Origin of the sequence: Cohnella cellulosilytica, from assembly GCF_042431195.1 — a bacterium.
Taxonomy (GTDB): Bacteria; Bacillota; Bacilli; order Paenibacillales; family Paenibacillaceae; genus Cohnella; species Cohnella cellulosilytica.
This window is the reverse complement of the sequence record NZ_JBHMDN010000008.1, coordinates 70,898-90,917: the sequence shown is the minus strand read 5'-3', so window position 1 is coordinate 90,917 and position 20,020 is coordinate 70,898. Positions and strand designations below refer to the sequence as shown.

Below are 20,020 nucleotides of genomic sequence, written 5' to 3'. Positions count from 1 at the left end.
TTATTTGCATGAATTAGGGTAAAAACGAGGTTTTTACGCCATTCATCGACAAAAAAATCGAGCCCTGTAAGGACTCGATTTCGATCGTTGGCAGTCGAGATTAGAATAGAGGCCGGATCAAAGAAAACCCGATAATTTCCAGCATAAGCACGGTAATGTGAGACAGCGAGAACACGAACATCGCGTTCGCCCACTTCTTCTCCGGCTTGCGGCGGTACCCGGACACGCTGAGCGCCAGCCACCAGACGCTTAACGCGGCGTTGGAGACGGCGATTACCGGACTGAACGGCCAGAACAGCGCGCTGGACAGCAGAAGAGCCGCCAGGTAGACGTTCATCTGCACATAGGTTCGGCGAATGCCCTTCACGACGGGGAGCATCGGGATGCCGGCCGCGCGGTACTCGTCCATCCGGCGAATCGCGATCGCGTAGAAATGCGGCATTTGCCACACCATCATCATCAGGAAAATCGCCAGCGCTCCCGAATGCGTCAGATCGGACGAAATCGCCGCCCAGCCGATCAGCGGCGGCATCGCTCCGGACAGACTTCCGACCTCCGTATTGTAGATCGTCGTCCGTTTGGTCCATATCGTGTAAGGAACGACGTACAGGAACAGACCGAGAAAGCCGAACAACGCCGCCAGCGGAGACGCGAGGTACAAGGCGACCAGGCCGAATAAGGCGGTCCAGATCGCGATGAACAGCCCGTTGGCCGTCCCGACCCGCCCGGTGACGGTCGGGCGCCCCTTCGTTCTCTCCATGATCGCGTCGATGTCGCGGTCGTACAAATTGTTGAACGCGCCGGCGGAACCGATAACGAGGAAGGAACCGATTGCGGCCAGCGCGATCGTGCCGATCCGGTCGAAGAACGGAATCCCTTCCACGTACAATGCCATGCACAGACCGGCGAACATCGCGATCAGATTGGATTTGATAATTCCTATTTTTATCGTGTCGAATAAGACATGAATAAACGATTTCGCGGGCATTTCAAGGCTCAGACCGTTGTTCTGAACTCGCTGCACGGCTTATCCGCTCCTTCCGGGATATTCTTTCCCTTATGCTATCACAACTTGCGCCGGCAATCTCGAATTTCGGCGAGACACCACCATTTTGTCATAAATTTATGTCCGCATCGTCACAATTCGCGAGCCTTTCGGCTGCGCTTTTCACCCTCCGTTCATCCGGCCGCCGCGATTGATGCGCCCTGCGCAACCGGCGGTACGGCAGAGCCGAAGCCTGTTGCTACAGCACCCGGGCCGCCTTCGGAGAGCGGCACTCCCCTTCCTTCGCTCCGCGGCTTGGCTGGTCGCACGAATCCCGCAATTGGAGGGTCGCACCCTCTTCCGTCCGTTCTACATTGGGAATATCCGATCCTGGAGGTGATACGCGTGTTTTACTTCTATTTCCTGCTCGCTCTCTTGTTCGGGGGAGTCGGCATTCTGTATCTATTCGGCAGAAGCATCATTAAAGCGGAACAGTGAACGTCCTCGGAACAGCCCGGCCGGCATCGGTCCGGGCTGTTTTCCCTATCGCGGGCAAGCGACAGGAACCGGCGCGGGTTATGTCGAACAAGTAGGCTTGCAGTCGAAATAAGGAGGTACCAGACGAAGTTGGTACTATCCGGCCCGGCTTCGTTCCGGCACAATGAACTTGCAGAAACAACGCGTCAAGGGAGGAAGCCTTCATGAATATGCGCAAAGTCAAAATATACGGTACGGGAAAATATATGCCGGGCCGTCCGGTCTCCGATCTGGAAATGGACGACCGGCTCGGAGTGGCTCGCGGCTGGACGCGCAAGGTGACCGACGTCGCCTCCCGGCACTATGCCGGCGAAGACGACAGCGCCTCCGCGATGGGAGCGAAAGCCGCCCAGGCCGCCCTTCAAGCCGCGAACTTGAAATTTACCGACATGGACTGCCTTGTCGGCGCGAGCGGGACCAAAGAGCAGGCGCTCCCCTGCTCCGCCGCCTTTATTCAGCGGGCGATGGGCATGGAGCAGTCGGGCGTCCCCGCCTTCGACATCGATTCGACCTGCCTCAGCTTTCTGGCCGCGCTCGACGCTGTATCGTGCATGATCGCCGTCGGCCGGTACCGCTACGTACTGATCGTATCCTCCGAGATCGCCTCGGTCGGCTTGGACTGGTCGCATAAGGAAAGCGCGGCGCTATTCGGCGACGGCGCCGCCGCGGTCGTCGTCGGTCCGGCCGAGGACGTGGAGCCGTCGGCCATCGTCGCCGCCTCCATGCGCACCTACAGCGCCGGAGCGTGCTTCTCCGAAATTCGCGCGGGCGGCACGAAACGCCACCCGAATGGCTTTCGCCCGGCTGACGCGGACGATTACCTGTTCCGTATGGACGGTCCGGCCATCTATAGAATGGCGTCGCGGCTGCTGCCCGATTTTACGAAGGAGCTACTGCAGGCGTCGCGAACGGGCATGGCCGACTTCAAGGCGGTCATCCCCCATCAGGGCAGCGCGATGGCCGTGCGTCTCATGCGCAAAAAGCTCGGCATAGCCGAGCGTCAGCTGGTCTACATTACGCCGGACCACGGCAATACGATCGCCGCCTCCCTGCCGATGGGACTGCACGAGGCGATCCGGACGAAGCGGATCGCGCGCGGAGACCGCGTGCTGCTGATCGGCACGGCGGCGGGACTGACCTTGGGAGGTTTGGTTCTTGACTACTGAAGCCTCGGGACCGCTGCGCGTTCTGCTTACCGGCGGCCGCTCTCCCGCGGCGCTGGAGCTGGCCCGTCTGCTGCACGCCGCGGGGCATCGGGTATATGCGGCCGAATCCGCGCCGTATCATCTGTGCCGGGTGTCCCGCGCCGTCGAGCGAAGCTTCCTCGTCCCTTCGCCCGCCGAAGGCGCGGAAGCGTTCGCCGCGGCGCTGTGCGCGATTGCCGGGGAATGCCGCATTGACGTGCTGATTCCGACCTGCGAGGAAATCTTCCATATTTCCAGGAAGCTCGAGCGCTTCCGGGGGACCTGCCGCGTGCTGGCGGCTCCTCTGGCCGAGCTGGATTCCCTCCATCATAAAGGAAAATTTATCGAAACCGCGGCCCGCACGGGACTGCCCGTCCCTGACACGGTCGCGGTCACAGCGCCGGACGGCTGGCAGGAGCTGCTGCGGGACCCGCGGTTCGCCGAAGGCCTCGCGCTTAAGCCGGCTTACTCCCGGTTCGCTTCGCGTACGCTGCTGCTGGATTTGCGCCGCGCTCCTCCGTCGGCCGCCCGTCGCGAGGAGATCAGCGGTTTGCTTGCCTCCGCCGGCGTATCGGACCGCCGTCCCTGGGTGGCGCAGCAGCTGCTGCGCGGCGAAGAATGGTGCACCTACAGCGTGGCGCACGAAGGCCGGATCGCGGCGCATGCCGCGTATCGCAGCCGGTTTCGCGCCGGCCGGGGCGCCAGCGTTCACTACGAGCCGGCCGAGCAGCCGCAATTGTTCGACTGGGTGCGGCGTTTTGTCGCCGCTATCGGCTTTACCGGGCAGATCGCCTTCGATTTTATGGTGTCGCCGGAAGGAGCGGTCCTGCCGATGGAATGCAATCCCCGGGCGACGAGCGGCGTGCATCTGTTCGGCCCCGAAGGACGGCTGGCGGAGGCGCTGCTGGCGCCCGCCTCTCTTCTTGCAAGCGGACGCATCGCCGCGCCCGCGCCGGAAGCCGGTCGCCGAGGCACCATGCTGACGGCGGCCATGCTTAGCTACGGACTCGCGCAGGCCGTCCGCGAGCGAACGCTCGGCCAGTGGCTGCGGGCCTGGCGGAGCAGCCGCGACGTCGTGTTTCGCCGCGAGGACCCGAAGCCTTGCGCGGAGCAGTTCCGGCTGCTCGCCTGGACGCGCAAAACGGCGGCCCGGCGAGGTCTCACGCTTCAGGAAGCCTCTACCTCAGATATCGAATGGAATGGTGAACGATGACAAAAGTATTGGTAACGGGAGCGACGGGATTTCTCGGACAGGCGACGGCCTTGCGGCTGCGCGATCTGGGCTGGGACGTCGTCGGGCTTGGGCGCGACGAGAATATCGGCCGCCGGTTAACCTTGCAGGGTATCCCCTTCGTTCAGGCGGATTTGCGCGATCGGCGGAAGGTCGAAGACGCCTGCGCTGGCCGCAACTTTGTGATCCATTGCGCCGCGCTGTCTTCCCCATGGGGAAGCTACCGGGCGTTTCACGAGACCAACGTCTCCGGAACCGAGCATGTCGTCGCCGGCTGTCTTCGTCACGGGGTGCGCAGGCTGGTGCACGTCTCGACGCCCAGCCTTTACTTCAATTATAAGGATCGTTTGCATATCTCCGAGCGGGAGGAGCTGCCGCGCAAGCCCGCGAACGCCTACGCCGCCACCAAGCGGATCGCGGAGCGGATCGTCGCGGATGCGGCAGCCGACGGCTTGTCTTCGATCATCGTGCGGCCCAGAGCCGTATTCGGTCCGGGGGATACGTCGCTGTTTCCGCGGCTGCTGCGCGTGAACGAGTCGCGCGGCATTCCGCTCATCGGCGGAGGGGAAGCGCTGCTCGATCTGACCTATATCGACAACGCGGTTGACGGACTGGTGCTGGCCTGCACCGCGCCGGAAGCTTCGGCCGGCGCGATCTGCAATCTGTCGAACGGAGAACCCGTCAAGCTGGTCGACCTGCTGCGGCGGTTGTTCGAGCTGCTGGAGCTGCCGCTGCGCACCCGGCGCGTCTCCCGGCCTGCTGCTCTGGCGGCGGGGCAAGCGCTGGAGTGCCTGTACAGGGCGTTCCCCGCGCTTGGCGCGGAGCCGCCGTTTACCCGCTATACGGTCGGTCTGCTGGCCTACAGCCAGACGCTCGACTTGACCGAAGCGCGCCGGGCGCTGAATTACGAGCCGCGGGTCTCGCTTGACGAGGGCTTGCGCCGATTCGCGGATTGGCGCAGGAGCAGCCCGTCATGAGCCGGCTTCGCCAAGCTCCCGTCGAACTGCTGCTCCTGTCCGCCGGTTATTGCCTGCATCCGGAATTCGTGACGCTGCGCGGCGGCTCGCTGCGTCCGGCCGCCTACCCGGCCGGGTTTGCCTGCATCCGTCACCCGTCTTACGGCTGGATGCTGTTCGACACCGGCTACTCCCCGCGCTTTCGGGAGCTGACCGACGCTTTTCCTTATTCGCTGTATCGCCGCCTGACGCCCGTCTTTCTGCGCGAGGAGCAGACCGCCGTCCGGCAGCTCGCCGCGCTCGGCATTCCCGCGGAGGATGTCCGCTGCGTCATTCTTTCGCACTTCCATGCCGACCATATCGGGGGCGCGCGGGACTTCCCGTCCTCCCGCTTTCTGTATCCGCAGGCGGCGTACGATGCCGTTCGGCAGCTCGGTCCGCTGCGGGCGACCCGGGCGGGCTTCGTCGCCGGGCTGCTGCCGGACCGCTTCGCCGAAGCCGCGCAGCCGATCGAGTCTCCGCAGCGGCGCGTCGCCCTGCCGGAAGGCGTCCCGTTCGACTTCGGCCACGACCTGCTCGGCGACGGCAGCCTGATCGCGATCCCGATGCCGGGGCACGCGGCGGGCCAGATCGGCCTGCTGCTGACCACCTCGCGCTCGCGCGTGCTGCTCTGCGCCGACGCCGCCTGGTCAAGCCGCGCGCTTCGCGACAATCGTCCGCCCCACCCTGCCGCGGGACTCGTCATGCACGATCGCGCCGCCTACCGCGATTCGTTCCGGCGGCTGCGCGCCTGGCAGGCGGCCGATCCGGAGCTCGTCGTCGTGCCGAGCCATTGCCGGGAATTTTTCGATATCGACAGCCGGGAGGCGAGACGCTTATGATTCGGAACGCCATCGCTTTTATCAAACATTATCATAGCGGAAAACAACGCGGCGGCAGAGCGGATCGCGAGACGTTCGAGCGCAAGTTGGAGCGTCTTATCGTCAGACATGTGTCGCAGGTTCGCGAGCGTTCCGCCTTTTACCGGGAGTGGTGGGGCTCCCTTCCGCCGGAGCAGTGGCGATCCTTCCCCGCCATCGACAAGACGGTAATGATGAATAATTTCGACCGGCTGAACACGGTAGGCATTACGAAGGCCGAAGCCTTCGCGGTCGCGGAAGCGGCCGAAGCGTCGCGGGACTTCAAGCCCGCCATCGGCGGCGTGACGATCGGCCTGTCCTCCGGCACGTCCGGCAGCCGCGGGCTGTTTCTCGTCGGCGCGCACGAGCGGGCCGGTTGGGCCGGAGCGGTGCTCGGCAAAATGCTGCCCGGCTCCCTGCTGTCCCGCCGTTCGATCGCCTTCTTCCTGCGGGCGAACAGCAATCTGTACGAAGCGGTGCGCAGCAAACGGCTGGTCTTCGAGTTTTACGATCTGCTCGACCCGTTCTCCGAGCAGCTCGAGCGCCTTGAGCGGCAGCGTCCGGACGTGATTGCCGCCCCGCCCTCCGTGCTGCGCCGCCTGGCCGAAGCCGTCCGCTCCGGCAAGCTGCGCGCGAAGCCCGAACGGATCATCTCCGTCGCGGAAGTGCTGGACCCGCTCGACCGCGAATATATCGGACGGGCGTTCGGCCAGACCGTCCACCAAATCTATCAATGCACGGAGGGCTTTCTCGGCTGCACCTGCCCTTACGGCACGCTGCACCTGAACGAGGATCTCGTCTATATCGAGAAGGAATACGTGCCCGGCAAAGTCCGTACGTTCGTGCCCGTCGTCACCGACTTTACGCGCACGACGCAGCCGATCGTCCGCTACCGGCTCAACGACCTGCTGACCGAGAGCGAGCTCCCCTGCCCGTGCGGCTCTCCGTTTACGGCGATCGAGCGGATCGAGGGGCGCTGCGACGATATTTTCTACGCGACGGGCAGCGGCGCCGGCGAAGAGCCGGTCACGATCTATCCCGACTTCGTGACGCGCGCGATCATCGGCGCCTCTCCCGCCATTGCGCAATACCGGGCGATCCAGACGCAATTGGACGTGTGGACAATCGAGTTGGAGCTTCCGGAGGAGCGGCGCGGCTTGGCCGAGGAGCAGGTTCGCGCCGCGATCGCCGCGCTGTGCGGCCGACTGCGCTGCCGGACGCCGCAGCTCGTCTTCTCCGCGTACTCGCACGAAGCCGGTACCGCCAAGCTCCGGCGCGTCGAGAGGAGATACAAGCCATGAGCCCGCGCGTCGAGCTGTACGAAGCGGCCAACATTGGCGATTATGACTGGCCGAACGACGAATACGGCCGCTATGCCAAGCGATACTTGCTGCCGCTGCTGCAGGAAGGCTCCGAGCGCTTCGTCCGCAACGTTCGCACGCGGCTGCTCCTGCTTGCGGTGGATGGGATTCCGCTTCCCGTCACCGTCAACGAAGAAGAGTACGACAACAGCTACGTCTGCTCCCCTTTCACCCACTATGTGAGCTATGCGAAGCAGGAGCTTGTTTTGCTGGGCAATCGTGCGTTGATCGCCTGCCTGGACGCCATTCTGTCCGGCATCGGCCTTCTGCTGAAGGGCAGCCGCTTTAACCGGGTCGTGCACATCAACAACTGGCTGCTGTCGACGAATCTGTACCCCGAGCTTGACGATGCGCAGTGGAACGCCGTGCTGGAGATGCTGCTTGCGCGCTTCCCCGGACACGCGATCGCCTTCCGCTCGCTCAGTCCGTCCTTGAACGCGCGGACGCTGGACGGCTGGCGTTCCCGCGGCTGCCTGCTCGTGCCGAGCCGGCAGATCTATCTGCTGAATCCCGGCGAACCCGGCTTCGGCAGCGCCAAATCCCGCTGGCTGTTGAAGCGGGACGGCGCCTTGGCCGCCAAGGCGGGGTACGCGAGCGTCGGGCCCGGTGATGTGACCGAATCCGATCTGCCCCGCATCGCGGAATTGTACCGTCTGCTCTATCTCGAGAAATATTCGCGCCACAACCCGCAATTCACGGAACGTTTTCTGAGAGAGGCGTTGTACAACGGAATACTCGAGCTGCACGGTTTCCGCCGCGACGGAAGGCTCGACGCCGTGCTCGGCTTCTATGTCAGGGACGGCGCGATGACGACCCCCTTGTTCGGTTACGATACGACGCTTCCGCAGGAGCTCGGCTTGTACCGGATGCTGTCGGCGCGGCTTATTGAATTGGCCGGCGAGCGTCGGCTGCTGCTGCACGAAAGCTCCGGCGCCGCCCAATTCAAACGCAATCGGGGCGCCGTGCCGGAAATCGAATATACGGCGGTTTACGTCCGGCACCTGCCGCTAAAACGCCGCATGCCTTGGACGACGCTTTCCAAGCTGCTGACCCGAATCGGAGTGCCCTTGCTGCGCAAATACAAATTGTAGACGGACTCCTCCTCACCGCGCCCTTCCGCTCCTCGCCGACCAGTGAAATGCAGCGGACTTCTCTCTCCGTCCCCGTTCCTGCTTCGTCAGCTAACGAGTTGCAGGCGACTTCGCCCCATCCCTATTCGTCCTCTTCTGGGCGATGAGCCGCAGCCGGACCCGGCTCCCCTGCTCGGTTCCTCCCCCGCCAGGTCAGCGAGCTTGAGCGGAATAAAAGTGGTACACTTAAAAAGACGGCGGCGCAGATGGCAAATTCCGCCTGCCAGCCGCCCAGCGAAAGGAGGTCGGCCCATGTCGACCGTCGAGCGAATCGCTCTTATAACCGGAGCCTCGAGCGGCTTCGGGCTGCTGATCTCCGCCGCTTTGGCCGTCGGAGGTTATCGGGTCGTCGCTTCGATGCGGGACCCGGACCGCCGCGACGCTCTTATGCAGGAAGCCGAACGGCTCGGCGTTGGCGGCCGATTGGAAGTCGTACCCCTGGACGTCACCGACGCCGCTTCCATCGAAACTGCCGTCTCGCGGACGCTCGAGCGTTACGGCCGGATCGACGTGCTCGTCAACAATGCCGGGTACGCCGTCGGCGGCTTTGCCGAGGAAGTGCCGCCGGAAGCGTGGAGAGCGCAGATGGAGACGAACTTCATCGGCGTCGTCGCCATGACGCAAGCCGTGCTGCCCGCGATGCGCCGACAAGGCGAAGGAACCGTCATCCAGATCGGCAGCGTCAGCGGTCGAGTCGGCCTGCCGGGCTACGGGGCTTACGCCGCATCCAAGTTCGCGGTCGAAGGATTCAGCGAGAGCCTGCGCCTCGAGGTTGCGCCCTATGGGATACGGGTATACCTTGTGGAGCCCGGAGCTTATCGGACGCCGATCTGGGACAAAGGCTTCGCCTCGATTCACGCCAAACCCGACTCCCCATACGGGGAGCGGCTTAAATCCGTGCTCGGCTTCGCCCGCCGTTCGGCCGAGTCCGCCCCTCATCCGCAGGAGGTCGCCCAGCTTGTGGCCCGGCTGGCCGCCCCCGGCCGCTCGAAAACGCTGCGGCATCCGATCGGACGCGGGGCTCGCACACTGGTCGCCGCCGCCCGCTTCCTCCCCTGGCGCTGGATCGAAACGGCGATTCGCCGAACGCTGGACCGGGATGGATAGCCGGGCTCGAGACCCGTGCTGTCGGCAGGACGTTGCACCGACGCAGTCGCGCGCAGCCAGACGCCGGACAGAGAAAGTTTAATGGCATTAAATTTTATCCAAGGAGAGAACGTCGATGACCCATCTGGATTCCCCCTTCTCCCTGAAGGGGCTAAATTTGAAAAACCGCATCGTTATGCCTCCGATGTGCCAATATTCCGTGGACAAGAAAGACGGCACTCCGAACGATTGGCATTTCGTTCATTACGTCTCCCGGGCCGTCGGCGGCGCGGGGCTGATCATTGTGGAGATGACGGACGTGGAGCCCGACGGAAGAATTTCCGACCGTGACTTGGGGCTCTGGTCGGACGAGCAGATTCCCGCCTATGCGCGAATTGTTAACGAGGTCCATCGATACGGGGCGAAAATCGGCATCCAGATCGCCCACGCGGGACGCAAAGCCGAGGACGCGACGACGCCCGTCGGGCCGTCGGACATCCCGGTTCCGGAACCGGACGGGAAAGGCGTTTATCGGCGCCCGCGTGCGCTGGATACCGCGGAAGTCCAAGCGATGGTCGGCAAGTTCCGCGACTCCGTCCGCCGCGCCGTCGAGGCGGGCTTCGATGTCATCGAGCTGCACGGCGCCCACGGTTACCTGATCCACCAGTTCCATTCCCGGGGCATCAACAACCGTACCGACGAATACGGACGCGATCTCGCCCTCTTCGGAGAGGAAGTCGTCAAAGCCGCCCGCAGCGTGATGCCGCCCGACATGCCGCTGCTTATGCGGATGTCCGCGGTCGAATACATGGACGGCGGCTACGATCTCGCCCACGCCTTGCAGATCGCGCAGCACTACAAGGAAGCCGGGGTCGATCTGTTCCACGTCTCCAGCGGAGGCGAAGCGCCTCCCGGAAAGCGCAAGCCGGGCAACCATCCCGGGTACCAGCTTCCGTTCGCGCGCGCTTTTAAGGAGGCGCTGAACGTGCCGGTCATCGCCGTCGGCAATCTGGACCAGCCGCAAATAGCCGAGGCCGCTTTGGGCAACGGCGACGCCGAGCTGGTCGCGGTCGGACGCGGCATGCTGAACGATCCGTATTGGGCGCTTCACGCGATCATGACCGTCAGTCGAAAGGCCGAGCCGCCCGTGCAGTATGCGCGAGGCATCTACGTGCGATAACTGCCAGCCGCAAGGCGTACTACGCACACATAAACTCGAAGAAACCGTGCCAACATCGCTCTAACCGACCGTCTTTGCGACCCGGCGGACCGCTAAGCAAGCCAATTCGAGCGCCCGACTGCATTTAGCGGTCTGCCGGACCGCTAAGCAAGCCGATCCAGGCGACTGGCTGCATTTAGCGGTCTGCCGGACCGTTACGCAAGCCAATTCGAGCACCCGACTGCATTTAGCGGTCTGCCGGACCGCTACGCAAGCCAATTCGAGCGCCCGGCTGCATTTAGCGGTCTGCCGGACCGCTACGCAAGCCAATTCGAGCGCCCGGCTGCATTTAGCGGTCTGCCGGACCGCTACGCAAGCCGATCCAGGCGACTGACTGCATTTAACGGTCTGCCGGACCGCTAACGGTAGCCGGGAGGCTTCGAGCAATTTGGGTGTCTGAAAAGCGGGATTAACTCGAAGGATCGTCACATCGGCACACGGGGAGAGTTATAGCGGGAGGTTAAACGCGTTTCATGCATGCGGAGTTCTGGCGAGCGGGTACAAGTCAATTGTGATGAAAAAGAAGAAGCATCTATCTTCCGGAGACTGCTTCATACGAACCTGAAATTCCCCCGTTACAGGTTAACCAATCCAAAATTTCAGGTTCGTACAGCAGCGTAAGGAGATAGATGCGCCTGACATCAATCTTTCGGTACGCCTTTTTTAAGCCCCTTGCCCTGCCATCGCACTAATTCCTCCTTTGCTTTGCCTACGCAAATTTCCCTTATCCTGCGCAGCTGCCAAATTAAAGCCGAACGACCTTCGTCGCAATGTTGGCGCAGAACTCGCTGTCGTGCTCCACGAACAGCAGCGTCGGCGCATGCTCCAGCAGCAGCTCCTCGATCTGCATGCGCGAGATGACGTCCACGAAGTTGAGCGGTTCGTCCCATACGTGCAGATGAACTCTCTCGCACAAGCTCCGCGCGATCAATACCTTCTTCTTCTGTCCGCCGCTGTAGGCGGACATATCCTTCTCGAACTGCACCCGGGCAAAGTCCAGCTTGCGCAAAATGGATTTGAACAAGCTTTCGTCGATGCCGCAGCTGCGGGCGTACTCCGTCAAGCCGCCCTGCAAATGCGAAGTGTCCTGCGAAACGTAGGAAATTTTGAGCTGGCTTCCGAGCCGCAATGTCCCCTCGTAATCGAGCGCCTCTCCGCAGATCAGCTTAAGAAGGCTCGATTTGCCCGACCCATTGCGACCCATGAGCGCGATCCGGTCTCCCTGCTCAATCGTGAAGTTGACGTCCTCGCACGCGCGCTTTTCGCCGTAACGGATCGCTACGCGATCGAGCTCGACCAGCCGGCTTTTATGGTAGGCAAGCTGCGCGAGCTTGAGCTGCTCCGAGCTTTCGATGTTTTTAAGCAGCTTCGACTTCTCGTCGATCGCCTCCTGCTGCCTGCGTTCCATCGACTTGGAACGCTTCATCATTTTCGCGGCCTTATGGCCGATATAACCTCTGTCCACGAAAAAGTCGGCGTTGCGGATGCCGGTTTTCGTTTTCTCCACCTCGTCCGACCACTTGCCCGTCCGCTTCGCCGCTTCCGACAAGCGCTTGATATCCTTCTTCAGCTTCTCGTTCTCGGCCAGCTCGAAGTCGTCCCGACGCTGCTTGTTTTCCCGCCAGTCGGTGAAATTTCCGCGTTGGATTTCGATATTCGTCTTATTGATGGACAAAATATGGTCTACGCAGTTGTCGAGGAAGGCCCGGTCGTGCGAGACGAGAATGAAGCCCTTCTTGGCCTTCAAATAGTCGCTGACGATCTGCCTGCCGTCCAAGTCCAGATGGTTCGTCGGCTCGTCGATCAGCAGGAAGCTGTTTTCCTTAAGAAACAGCGCGGCGAGCAGCACCTTCGTCTGTTCCCCGTTGGACAAAGAGGAGAACGGGCGGTACAGCGCGTCGTCGGTGACCTTCAGCAGCGACAGCTCGCGCGACAGCTGCCAATATTCGTAGTCCGGCAAAATTTCGTCGACGACGTCCAGCGTATTGCTCTCCCTGTTTCGGACGGGGAACGGAAAATAATCGAAATCGACGCTGGCGTGGATCGTTCCCTCGTACTCATATTTTCCGAGCAGCAGGTTGAGGAACGTTGTCTTCCCCCTGCCGTTCCTCCCGGTGAAGCCCAGCTTCCAGTCGGTATCGAGCTGAAAGCTGATGTCGTCGAAAATGGTATCGTAGCTGCCCTCGTAGGCAAACGTCAGGTTTTGCACTTGAATTAATGACATTAAACATATCCCTCCGCACAAAGAAATAGAGCCGCAAGAAAGTTGCTTTTCTCGCGGCTCGAATTCATACGGCAAATGCGGCCCTGCTAGGGGCCGAATTCCGGATATGCGGTCGGAGCGAAAGATGAACGCAACTTTCTTGCAGGACAAATAAAACAGACGATCGCATGCAGCGATATTGTTTTACTGTTCGCAAGAGTCATCACATTCGATCCATCCACTCCCAACCTTAGAATAAACCCATCGTAACACGATCCCGGCGGCTTTTCAACCGAACGTCCGCTTGGCGCGGCAGCCCTTTTCTTTTTCGCCCAAGAGAATTCATGCCCTTAAAACTCCCGTCTTCCTCTTCCCCGCCCCAAATTTGTCGTCTTCGCGCGTGCCTTTCTGACATTTTTGAAGCATCCTCTTACTTTTCTTTATGTCCTATTTCCTCCATACTTCTTATGATTAGTTTGCAGGACAAGCCAGACGCCCTTCGATGCTGGAACGGAGAAAGGCGTTGTCCGAGACGATTCAGAGAAGTACGGCGAATGGCAATCTTTTTGAATCGTTTTACAAAAAAAGGAGGTCAGTTTTCATGGTACGTAAAAAACCCTTAATCCTGACAATGCTCGCGTTCTCGCTGGTAATGGCGGCATGCGGCAAAGACAACGGCTCGCAATCGGGCGGCAGCGGGGCTTCCCCCGACGCTTCCTCCCCGGCGACGGACAAGCAGCAGAACGTGGAATTGCGCATGGCCTGGTGGGGTTCCCAGGAGCGGCACGACAAGACGCTTGCCGCGATCGAGCTGTTCGAGGAGAAATACCCGAATATTAAAATCACGGCGGAATACTCCGGTCTCGACGGCTATTTCGATAAGCTGAACACGCAGATCGCCGCGGGCAACGCTCCCGATCTGATCCAGATGGGCGGCAACATTATGGAGTATGTCGAACGCAATGCGCTGCTCGACCTGCAGCCGTACGTCGGCAATGCGATTCATCTGGAAGACTTCGACCAAAGCCTGATCAACGAAGCGACCGCGGACGGCAAATTGTACGGCGTTACGCTGGGCGTAAGCCAGACGGCATTGCTGTTCAACGCGACGATGTTCAACAAGGCGGGCGTTCCGATCCCGAACGGCGAAAGCTGGACATTCGACGACTTCAAGAACAGCGCGCTGCAAATTACCGAGAAGCTCGGCAAAGGCTTCTACGGCTCTTACGACCTGTCCAGCGACAACGCGTCCTTCACGACTTACCTGGCCGCCCACGGCAAAGAGCTTTATCGCAGCGGCGAGCTCAAGTTCGACAAGCAGGACGTGATCAACTGGTTCGCCCTGTGGGACGAGCTTCGGCAAGCCGGCGCGATCGTTCCCGCGGAGGTCCAAGTCGCCAACCCGCCCGACGCCGTCGACAAATCGTTGATCGTGAAAGGCCAGGTCGCGATCCAGGGCGCTTCCGCTTCGCAGATTTTCGGCTACCAGGCTTTGACAGATGACCAGCTCGGCCTGCTGCCGAACCCGGCCGGTCCTGCCGGCAACGGCATGAGCCCTCCGGTGTCCGGACAATTCATCACTTCCTATGAAGGAACGAAATATCCGGAAGAAGTCGCCAAGTTCATGGACTTCATGGTGAACGACCCGGAAGCGGCCGTTCTTCTGGGAAGCTCGCGCGGCGTTCCCCCTTCGGCGAAAATCCGCGACACGTTGGCCGCGGAATCGACTCCGGTCGACAAAATCCTGTACGACTACATTTCGCTGGCGACCAAGATTTCGACCGGCAACGGCTACGAGCATTTCCCGTACGACAACGAATTCATCAAGCTGCTGAAATTGACGAGCGAGAAGATCGCCTTCGGCGCCGCTTCCATCGATTCCGCTTCGGAAGAGTTCATGACGGAAATGCAAAAAATGCTCGCCAGAGCGAACAAATAGAAAACGGGATTCTTTAGCGGGAGCCCTCCAAGGCTCCCCTTTTTTCTCCCTTAGGATGGAGGAGGATGCTCGATGGGAAAATATAAAACCTACTTGGCCGGGTATGCCTTTCTGCTGCCGTGGCTGATCGGATTTTTCGCGCTTACGCTCGGTCCGATTGTCGCCTCGCTGTACTTGTCGTTCACGAAATACGATCTGCTGACGACGCCGGAATGGATCGGCACGAAAAACTACGTAAGCATGTTTACCGACGATTATCGTCTGAAAGACTCCATTGTGGTCACGCTCAAATACGTCTTCCTCTCGGTTCCGCTGCGTCTCGCCTTCGCGCTTGCGATCGCCATGCTGCTCAACCAGGGGCTGCGTCTTCTGAATTTGTACCGTACGATCTACTATATCCCTTCCCTGCTCGGAGGCAGCGTTGCCATTTCCGTGCTGTGGAAGCAGGTTTTCGACAAAGAAGGCGTGTTTAACCAAGGGCTGGCCCTGCTCGGCATCGAAGGCCCCGCCTGGATTTCCAGTCCCTCTTACGCGATTTATTCGCTGATCGGGCTCTCCGTCTGGCAGTTCGGGTCGGTGATGATCATTTTCCTGGCCGGTCTTAAGCAAATCCCGACGGAGCTCTACGAAGCCGCGACGGTGGACGGAGCGGGCAAAGCGCGCCGGTTCGCGAGAATTACGCTGCCCCTGCTCACGCCCGTGCTCTTCTTTAACCTGACCATTACGTTGATTCAGTCGTTCCAGACGTTCACCAAAGCCTTCATCATCAGCAGCGGCTCCGGAGGACCGATCAACTCTACCTTGCTCTACTCTCTCTATTTGTATATTAAGGGCTTTACTTTCCTGGATATGGGCTACGCTTCCGCGATGGCCTGGGTACTGCTCTTTATTATAGCGGTCATTACGGGCTTGCTGTTCTTGTCCTCTCGTTATTGGGTCTTCTATTCGGATGGGGGGAAATAAACGATGACGATCCCTAAAAGCGTCAGAAACGGTCTGCTGCACGTGTTGATTCTGGCTTTCGGGGCGTTGATGCTGTATCCCGTCCTGTGGCTGATCAGCAGCTCCTTCAAGCCGACGACCTTGATCTTTACCGATAAAAGCCTGTGGCCAAGCGACTTTACGCTCGAGCACTACAGAAGCGGCTGGTCCGGTCTGCGAAACATTCAGTTCGGCAACTTCTTCGTCAATTCCATCATGCTGTGCGTAATCGCCGTGTTCGGAGTCGTGCTGAGTTCGTCCATGGCCGCCTTCGCCTTCGCGCGAATCGATTTTCCGTTGAAAAAGCTGTGGTTCGCGCTCATGCTCGGCACGATCATGCTTCCGGGCCACGTCACGCTCATTCCGCAATACATCATTTTTCACGAGCTGAATTGGGTGGACACGTTCCTGCCGCTTACCGTTCCGAAATTTTTCGCCGAGGCGTTCTACGTGTTCCTGATCGTTCAATTTATCCGGGGGATCCCGAAAGAGCTCGACGAAAGCGCGAAGATCGACGGCGCCGGCTGGTTCAAGCTGTTCTTCCGCATCATCCTGCCGCTCTGCACGCCGGCTCTGGTGACGGCCGCGATCTTTACGTTCCTCGGCACATGGGACGACTTTTTCGGCCAACTGATCTACCTCAGCGACATCAAGAAATTCACGGTGCCGCTCGGTCTGCGCCTGTTCCTCGACTCCAGCGGCAACTCCAACTGGGGCGCGGTATTCGCGATGTCGGTGCTTTCCATCGTTCCGAGCCTGCTGATCTTTTTCGCGGGACAACGGTACTTCACCCAGGGAATCGCAACTTCCGGCTTGAAAGGGTAAAATAGAAAACGACCCTGGGAAAAGGACTGAGCCTATGCGCACGTTCTTCAAATATCCGACCAAGCTGTTTACGCTTATGGTGCTCTGTTTTATCGGCTTTAACGTCTTCCTGCTGCTGCTGTCGGCCGGTATCTTTTACTCCACTTATTCGGATCTCGCCTATCGGGAAATCCGGGCCACGAAAACGGAGCTGCTGGAGGAAACGTCCCAGAAGTTGTCCAACTACGTGACCGGAATTCAGGATACGGCGAGATTCATTGTGACCAACGAGCTCGTTCGCAGATATTTGTCGACGAGTCCGACCAGCTTCTACGACTTCTATTCCAAGAGCAAGGACATGTACGAGGAATTTCAAAAAATGCTGTCCGTAAAAACGGGCATTTATTCCATCGAGCTGTATACGGATTGGAATTACCCCTATCTTCCGGTTCAGGACCGTTTTCTCTATACGTACGAGGACGCGGCGCAGCAAGGGTGGTACGAGCGGATGACCCGGGCCGACGGCTTCTGGCTCGCCTCCCACCCCTACTCCGACGGAATGTCCGACATTCGCATGGTCAGCTATGTGCAGCGGATTATCAGCAATCGCGGTCAGTCTTTGGGGATCGTCAAAATCAATATTCCGGACACGATGCTGTTCAACGCCTTGTCCCAAAAGCTGCTCTCCTCGCATCGCGAAGATTATTTCGTCGTCATGGACTCTACCGGCAATTACATTACGTCGACGCTCCCCTCCGACGCGGTGCTTCGGTTCGGAACGGACAACGCGGGGGTCGGGGAGTTTTTCGAGCTGATCAAAGCGCAGCCGCAGCCGCCGAAGAACGGAGAAATCGACGGACGCAGCTACAGCCTGATCGACTCGGGCAGCAACTCGGAATATTGGAGCCTGATGCAGTTCATTCCCAAGGACGTCTTCCTCGAGAGCGGGCGCGAAATCAGGCAGCTTACCGTCGGGCTGCTCGCCGCCCTGATTCTTGTCTCCGTTCCGATCGCTTTCTGGATCTCCAAGCGGCTCACTTCCCCGATTCACGGGATCGTCGAGAGCATGCACGCGCTTGAAAAGGGAGACTTCAACGTCCGGATGGACGCCTCGAGCATTCAGGAATATTTGTATCTCACGACGCACTTCAACCGGATGGTGCTGCGGCTGAAGGAGCTCATCGGGCGGCTCAACAAGGAGCACCGGGATCGCCGGGAGGCGGAGCTTAACCTGCTCCACGCGCAGATCAAGCCGCATTTTCTGTACAATACGCTGGATATGATCCATTGGCGCGCGCTCGACTACAAGGCGCATGAAATCAGCCAGATGGTCCACCAATTGTCGCGGCTGTTCCGCATCGGACTGAGCAACGACAAATGGTACGTCACGGTCAAGGACGAGCTCGACCATGCCCGCTGCTATATCGCGATTCAGAAATTCCGGCAAAATTTCGCCATTGTGTATTCCGAACACGCCGAGCCCGATCTGTTCACGTGCCTCATTCCGAAGATCGTCATCCAGCCGTTTCTCGAGAACGCCGTCATTCACGGCTTCGGCAGCCGTTCCGAGCAGGCGGTCCTGCGCGTGACGGTCGAGACCGAGTACGACAACGGACAGCAGCGCCTGAAAATTTCCATTCTCGACAACGGCGTCGGCCTCCCTCCCGGGTTCGATATCGAGCAGACCGGAGGCATCGGCATCCGCAACGTCATCGATCGCATTCATCTGTATTGCGGGCCGTCGTTCGGCGTCGCCATCGAGCGGCTGGAATCGGGCTTGACCCAGGTATCCATTCGGCTCCCGCTGCTGCGCGACGAGGACGAGCTGAATCAACTTACGAGGAGTCTTGCGAATGAATACGATTCTATTGGTGGATGACGACCGCTACGTGATCGACGGCCTGCTCAAGCACGTTCCCTGGGACGAGATGGGCATCCGCATCGTCGGGACGGCGGCGGACGGCGTTCAGGCGCTTGAGCTGTTCCGCGAATGCAAGCCGGACATCGTCATTACCGACATTTATATGCCGGAGATGGACGGCTTTCAGCTTACGAAAGCGATTCACGAGATCGATCCCGCGTTTCCCGTCGTCATCCTGAGCGGGTACGACGATTATGCCAACGCCAGGAAAGCGGTGACCGAAGGCGTCCATCACTTCCTGCTGAAGCCGCCGAGCATCTCCGAGATCGAGTTCGTCGTTCGGGAGGTCGTGCAGCAGCTTAACGATTCCAAGGAACGGGACGAGCTGCTCGCCAGCTACGTCCGGCAGCAGGACATCGTGCAGCGCTCGATGCGAGAGATGTTTTTCCGCGACTTGTTGTCCACGCGTTATCGGCGCGACGAGCTGCCCTGGCAGCGCATCTCGTTTATGGGCCTGCCGGCGGAAACGACCGTCCAGGTGCTTACGCTCAGCCTGATCCGGACCGAAGGCAGAACGAGAACCGAGGAGCGGGACTGGCAGCTCCTGCGCTTTGGGACCGGCAACATCATTCGCGAGGTGCTCGATAAACGGCTCGAAGAGCATCCGTGGCTGTCGGCCGAAATTATCGAATATACGGACACCGACTTCGTCATCGTGTTTCTCGTCTCCCCGTCTTCCGGCGAGACGTCCCGACCGCTTATTCTCGAGGCGTCGACCGCGATCGTGGACAGCGTTCTCCAATTTATGAAAATCTCCATGCTCGGCGGATTGGGCACGGCCAGGGACGGCTACGCGCACATTATCGATTCGTTCCTGGAAAGCCAGAGCGCCATCGAGACGGCCGAGATGAACGACTGGAACCGGATCTACCCCTATCGCGAGAAATCGCCGGCCGAGGAAGAGCGGATGATGCCGCTCGATACGATCCGCAAGCTGCACGACGCCATCTTCCAGAAGCAGCTTCAGGACGCGTCCGATCTGTGGCAGCAGCTCAAGAGCGATCCGGCGCTGTTCTCCTCCTCCCTGCCCGCGCTGAAAGGCGTATGCTCCGGAGTGATCAGCGCCTGGCGCACCTCGGCGTGGACGATGGCCTCCGCGGCCCCCGCCGTCGAGGAGACGTCCGAATACGGCCTGGAGGAGACGCTGGTCGCGCTTAACCGCTGCAGCTCCGCCAGACAGCTCGTCGATTGGATGGACGAACAGATTTTGCGCACGATCGCGCAGATCAGGGAAAGCCTGCAGGGGAAGAAAAGCCACGCCCTGATCGACCGGGTCATCTCCGACTATATCGAGAAATGCTATCACATGAACATTACGCTGGAGGAAATCGCCGCGAGCATTCACGTCAATCGCAACTATCTCAGCCAGCTGTTCAAGAAGATTACCGGAGAGCCGTTCGTGACCTACTTCAACAAATACCGGATCGAGAAAGCCAAGGAGCTGCTTGTTACCGGCAAGTATATGGTTTACGAAATCAGCGAGATGGTCGGATTTCAGAATTCGACCTATTTCAGCCAGGTGTTCAAATCCATTACCGGGGTCAGCCCGTCGGAGTACAAGCGCTGATCCCCAACCCGAAAGAG

General features: G+C 60.1%; 15 protein-coding genes. 13 read left to right on the top strand and 2 right to left on the bottom strand.

The genetic code is table 11. The features are described from left to right. Positions 1–100: 100 nt before the first annotated feature. Entirely contained in the window at positions 101–988 is an 888-nt protein-coding gene (gene cyoE / locus ACFFT4_RS05270) for a heme o synthase (protein WP_378045942.1), read from the bottom strand. 698 nt (positions 989–1,686) lie between these two features. Between cyoE and ACFFT4_RS05265 the strand changes: the two genes are divergently transcribed. From ACFFT4_RS05265 to ACFFT4_RS05230, 8 genes are all read left to right on the top strand, one after another. Then, positions 1,687–2,688, top strand: a complete 1,002-nt coding sequence (locus ACFFT4_RS05265; protein ID WP_378045664.1) for a beta-ketoacyl-ACP synthase III — start codon at positions 1,687–1,689, stop codon at positions 2,686–2,688. Continuing rightward, positions 2,678–3,919: an ATP-grasp domain-containing protein gene (locus ACFFT4_RS05260; RefSeq protein WP_378045662.1), complete on the top strand. Its 1,242-nt coding sequence runs from the start codon at positions 2,678–2,680 to the stop codon at positions 3,917–3,919. Before ACFFT4_RS05265 ends, ACFFT4_RS05260 begins: the two co-directional genes overlap by 11 nt. Further along, positions 3,916–4,914, top strand: a complete 999-nt coding sequence (locus tag ACFFT4_RS05255) for an NAD-dependent epimerase/dehydratase family protein (protein WP_378045660.1) — start codon at positions 3,916–3,918, stop codon at positions 4,912–4,914. Before ACFFT4_RS05260 ends, ACFFT4_RS05255 begins: the two co-directional genes overlap by 4 nt. Next, positions 4,911–5,774: an MBL fold metallo-hydrolase gene (locus tag ACFFT4_RS05250; RefSeq protein WP_378045658.1), complete on the top strand. Its 864-nt coding sequence runs from the start codon at positions 4,911–4,913 to the stop codon at positions 5,772–5,774. Before ACFFT4_RS05255 ends, ACFFT4_RS05250 begins: the two co-directional genes overlap by 4 nt. Next, the gene (locus ACFFT4_RS05245; RefSeq protein ID WP_378045656.1) at positions 5,771–7,093 is read left to right on the top strand and encodes a F390 synthetase-related protein; all 1,323 of its coding nucleotides are present in this window, start codon (positions 5,771–5,773) and stop codon (positions 7,091–7,093) included. The genes ACFFT4_RS05250 and ACFFT4_RS05245 overlap by 4 nt, the downstream gene beginning before the upstream one ends. Beyond that, a complete protein-coding gene (locus ACFFT4_RS05240; protein WP_378045655.1) occupies positions 7,090–8,244 on the top strand; it encodes a GNAT family N-acetyltransferase in 1,155 nt (384 codons plus the stop codon). The genes ACFFT4_RS05245 and ACFFT4_RS05240 overlap by 4 nt, the downstream gene beginning before the upstream one ends. Before the next feature lie 291 nt (positions 8,245–8,535). Beyond that, positions 8,536–9,390, top strand: coding sequence for an SDR family oxidoreductase (locus tag ACFFT4_RS05235; protein WP_378045653.1), 855 nt, complete (start codon positions 8,536–8,538; stop codon positions 9,388–9,390). 115 nt (positions 9,391–9,505) lie between these two features. Continuing rightward, positions 9,506–10,549, top strand: a complete 1,044-nt coding sequence (locus tag ACFFT4_RS05230) for an NADH:flavin oxidoreductase/NADH oxidase (protein ID WP_378045652.1) — start codon at positions 9,506–9,508, stop codon at positions 10,547–10,549. 784 nt (positions 10,550–11,333) lie between these two features. Here the strand turns inward: ACFFT4_RS05230 and abc-f are convergent. Continuing rightward, on the bottom strand, positions 11,334–12,812 hold the full coding sequence (gene abc-f / locus ACFFT4_RS05225) for a ribosomal protection-like ABC-F family protein (protein ID WP_378045650.1): 1,479 nt from the start codon (positions 12,810–12,812) through the stop codon (positions 11,334–11,336). Positions 12,813–13,392: 580 nt separating this feature from the next. On the opposite strand from abc-f, the gene ACFFT4_RS05220 reads away from it, so the two are divergent. The 5 genes from ACFFT4_RS05220 (at position 13,393) to ACFFT4_RS05200 (ending at position 20,003) form a co-directional block, all read left to right on the top strand. Next, the gene (locus ACFFT4_RS05220) at positions 13,393–14,730 is read left to right on the top strand and encodes an ABC transporter substrate-binding protein (RefSeq protein WP_378045648.1); all 1,338 of its coding nucleotides are present in this window, start codon (positions 13,393–13,395) and stop codon (positions 14,728–14,730) included. Between the two features lie 72 nt (positions 14,731–14,802). Then, positions 14,803–15,693, top strand: a complete 891-nt coding sequence (locus ACFFT4_RS05215) for a carbohydrate ABC transporter permease (protein ID WP_378045646.1) — start codon at positions 14,803–14,805, stop codon at positions 15,691–15,693. Between the two features lie 3 nt (positions 15,694–15,696). Beyond that, the gene (locus tag ACFFT4_RS05210) at positions 15,697–16,536 is read left to right on the top strand and encodes a carbohydrate ABC transporter permease (protein ID WP_378045644.1); all 840 of its coding nucleotides are present in this window, start codon (positions 15,697–15,699) and stop codon (positions 16,534–16,536) included. 34 nt (positions 16,537–16,570) lie between these two features. After that, positions 16,571–18,394 (top strand): sensor histidine kinase, encoded by a 1,824-nt coding sequence (locus tag ACFFT4_RS05205; protein WP_378045642.1) that lies wholly within the window; start codon positions 16,571–16,573, stop codon positions 18,392–18,394. Beyond that, positions 18,369–20,003 carry a response regulator transcription factor gene (locus tag ACFFT4_RS05200; RefSeq protein ID WP_378045640.1) on the top strand — a complete coding sequence of 545 codons (1,635 nt, stop codon included), beginning with the start codon at positions 18,369–18,371 and terminating at the stop codon, positions 20,001–20,003. Before ACFFT4_RS05205 ends, ACFFT4_RS05200 begins: the two co-directional genes overlap by 26 nt. Positions 20,004–20,020 lie beyond the last annotated feature (17 nt).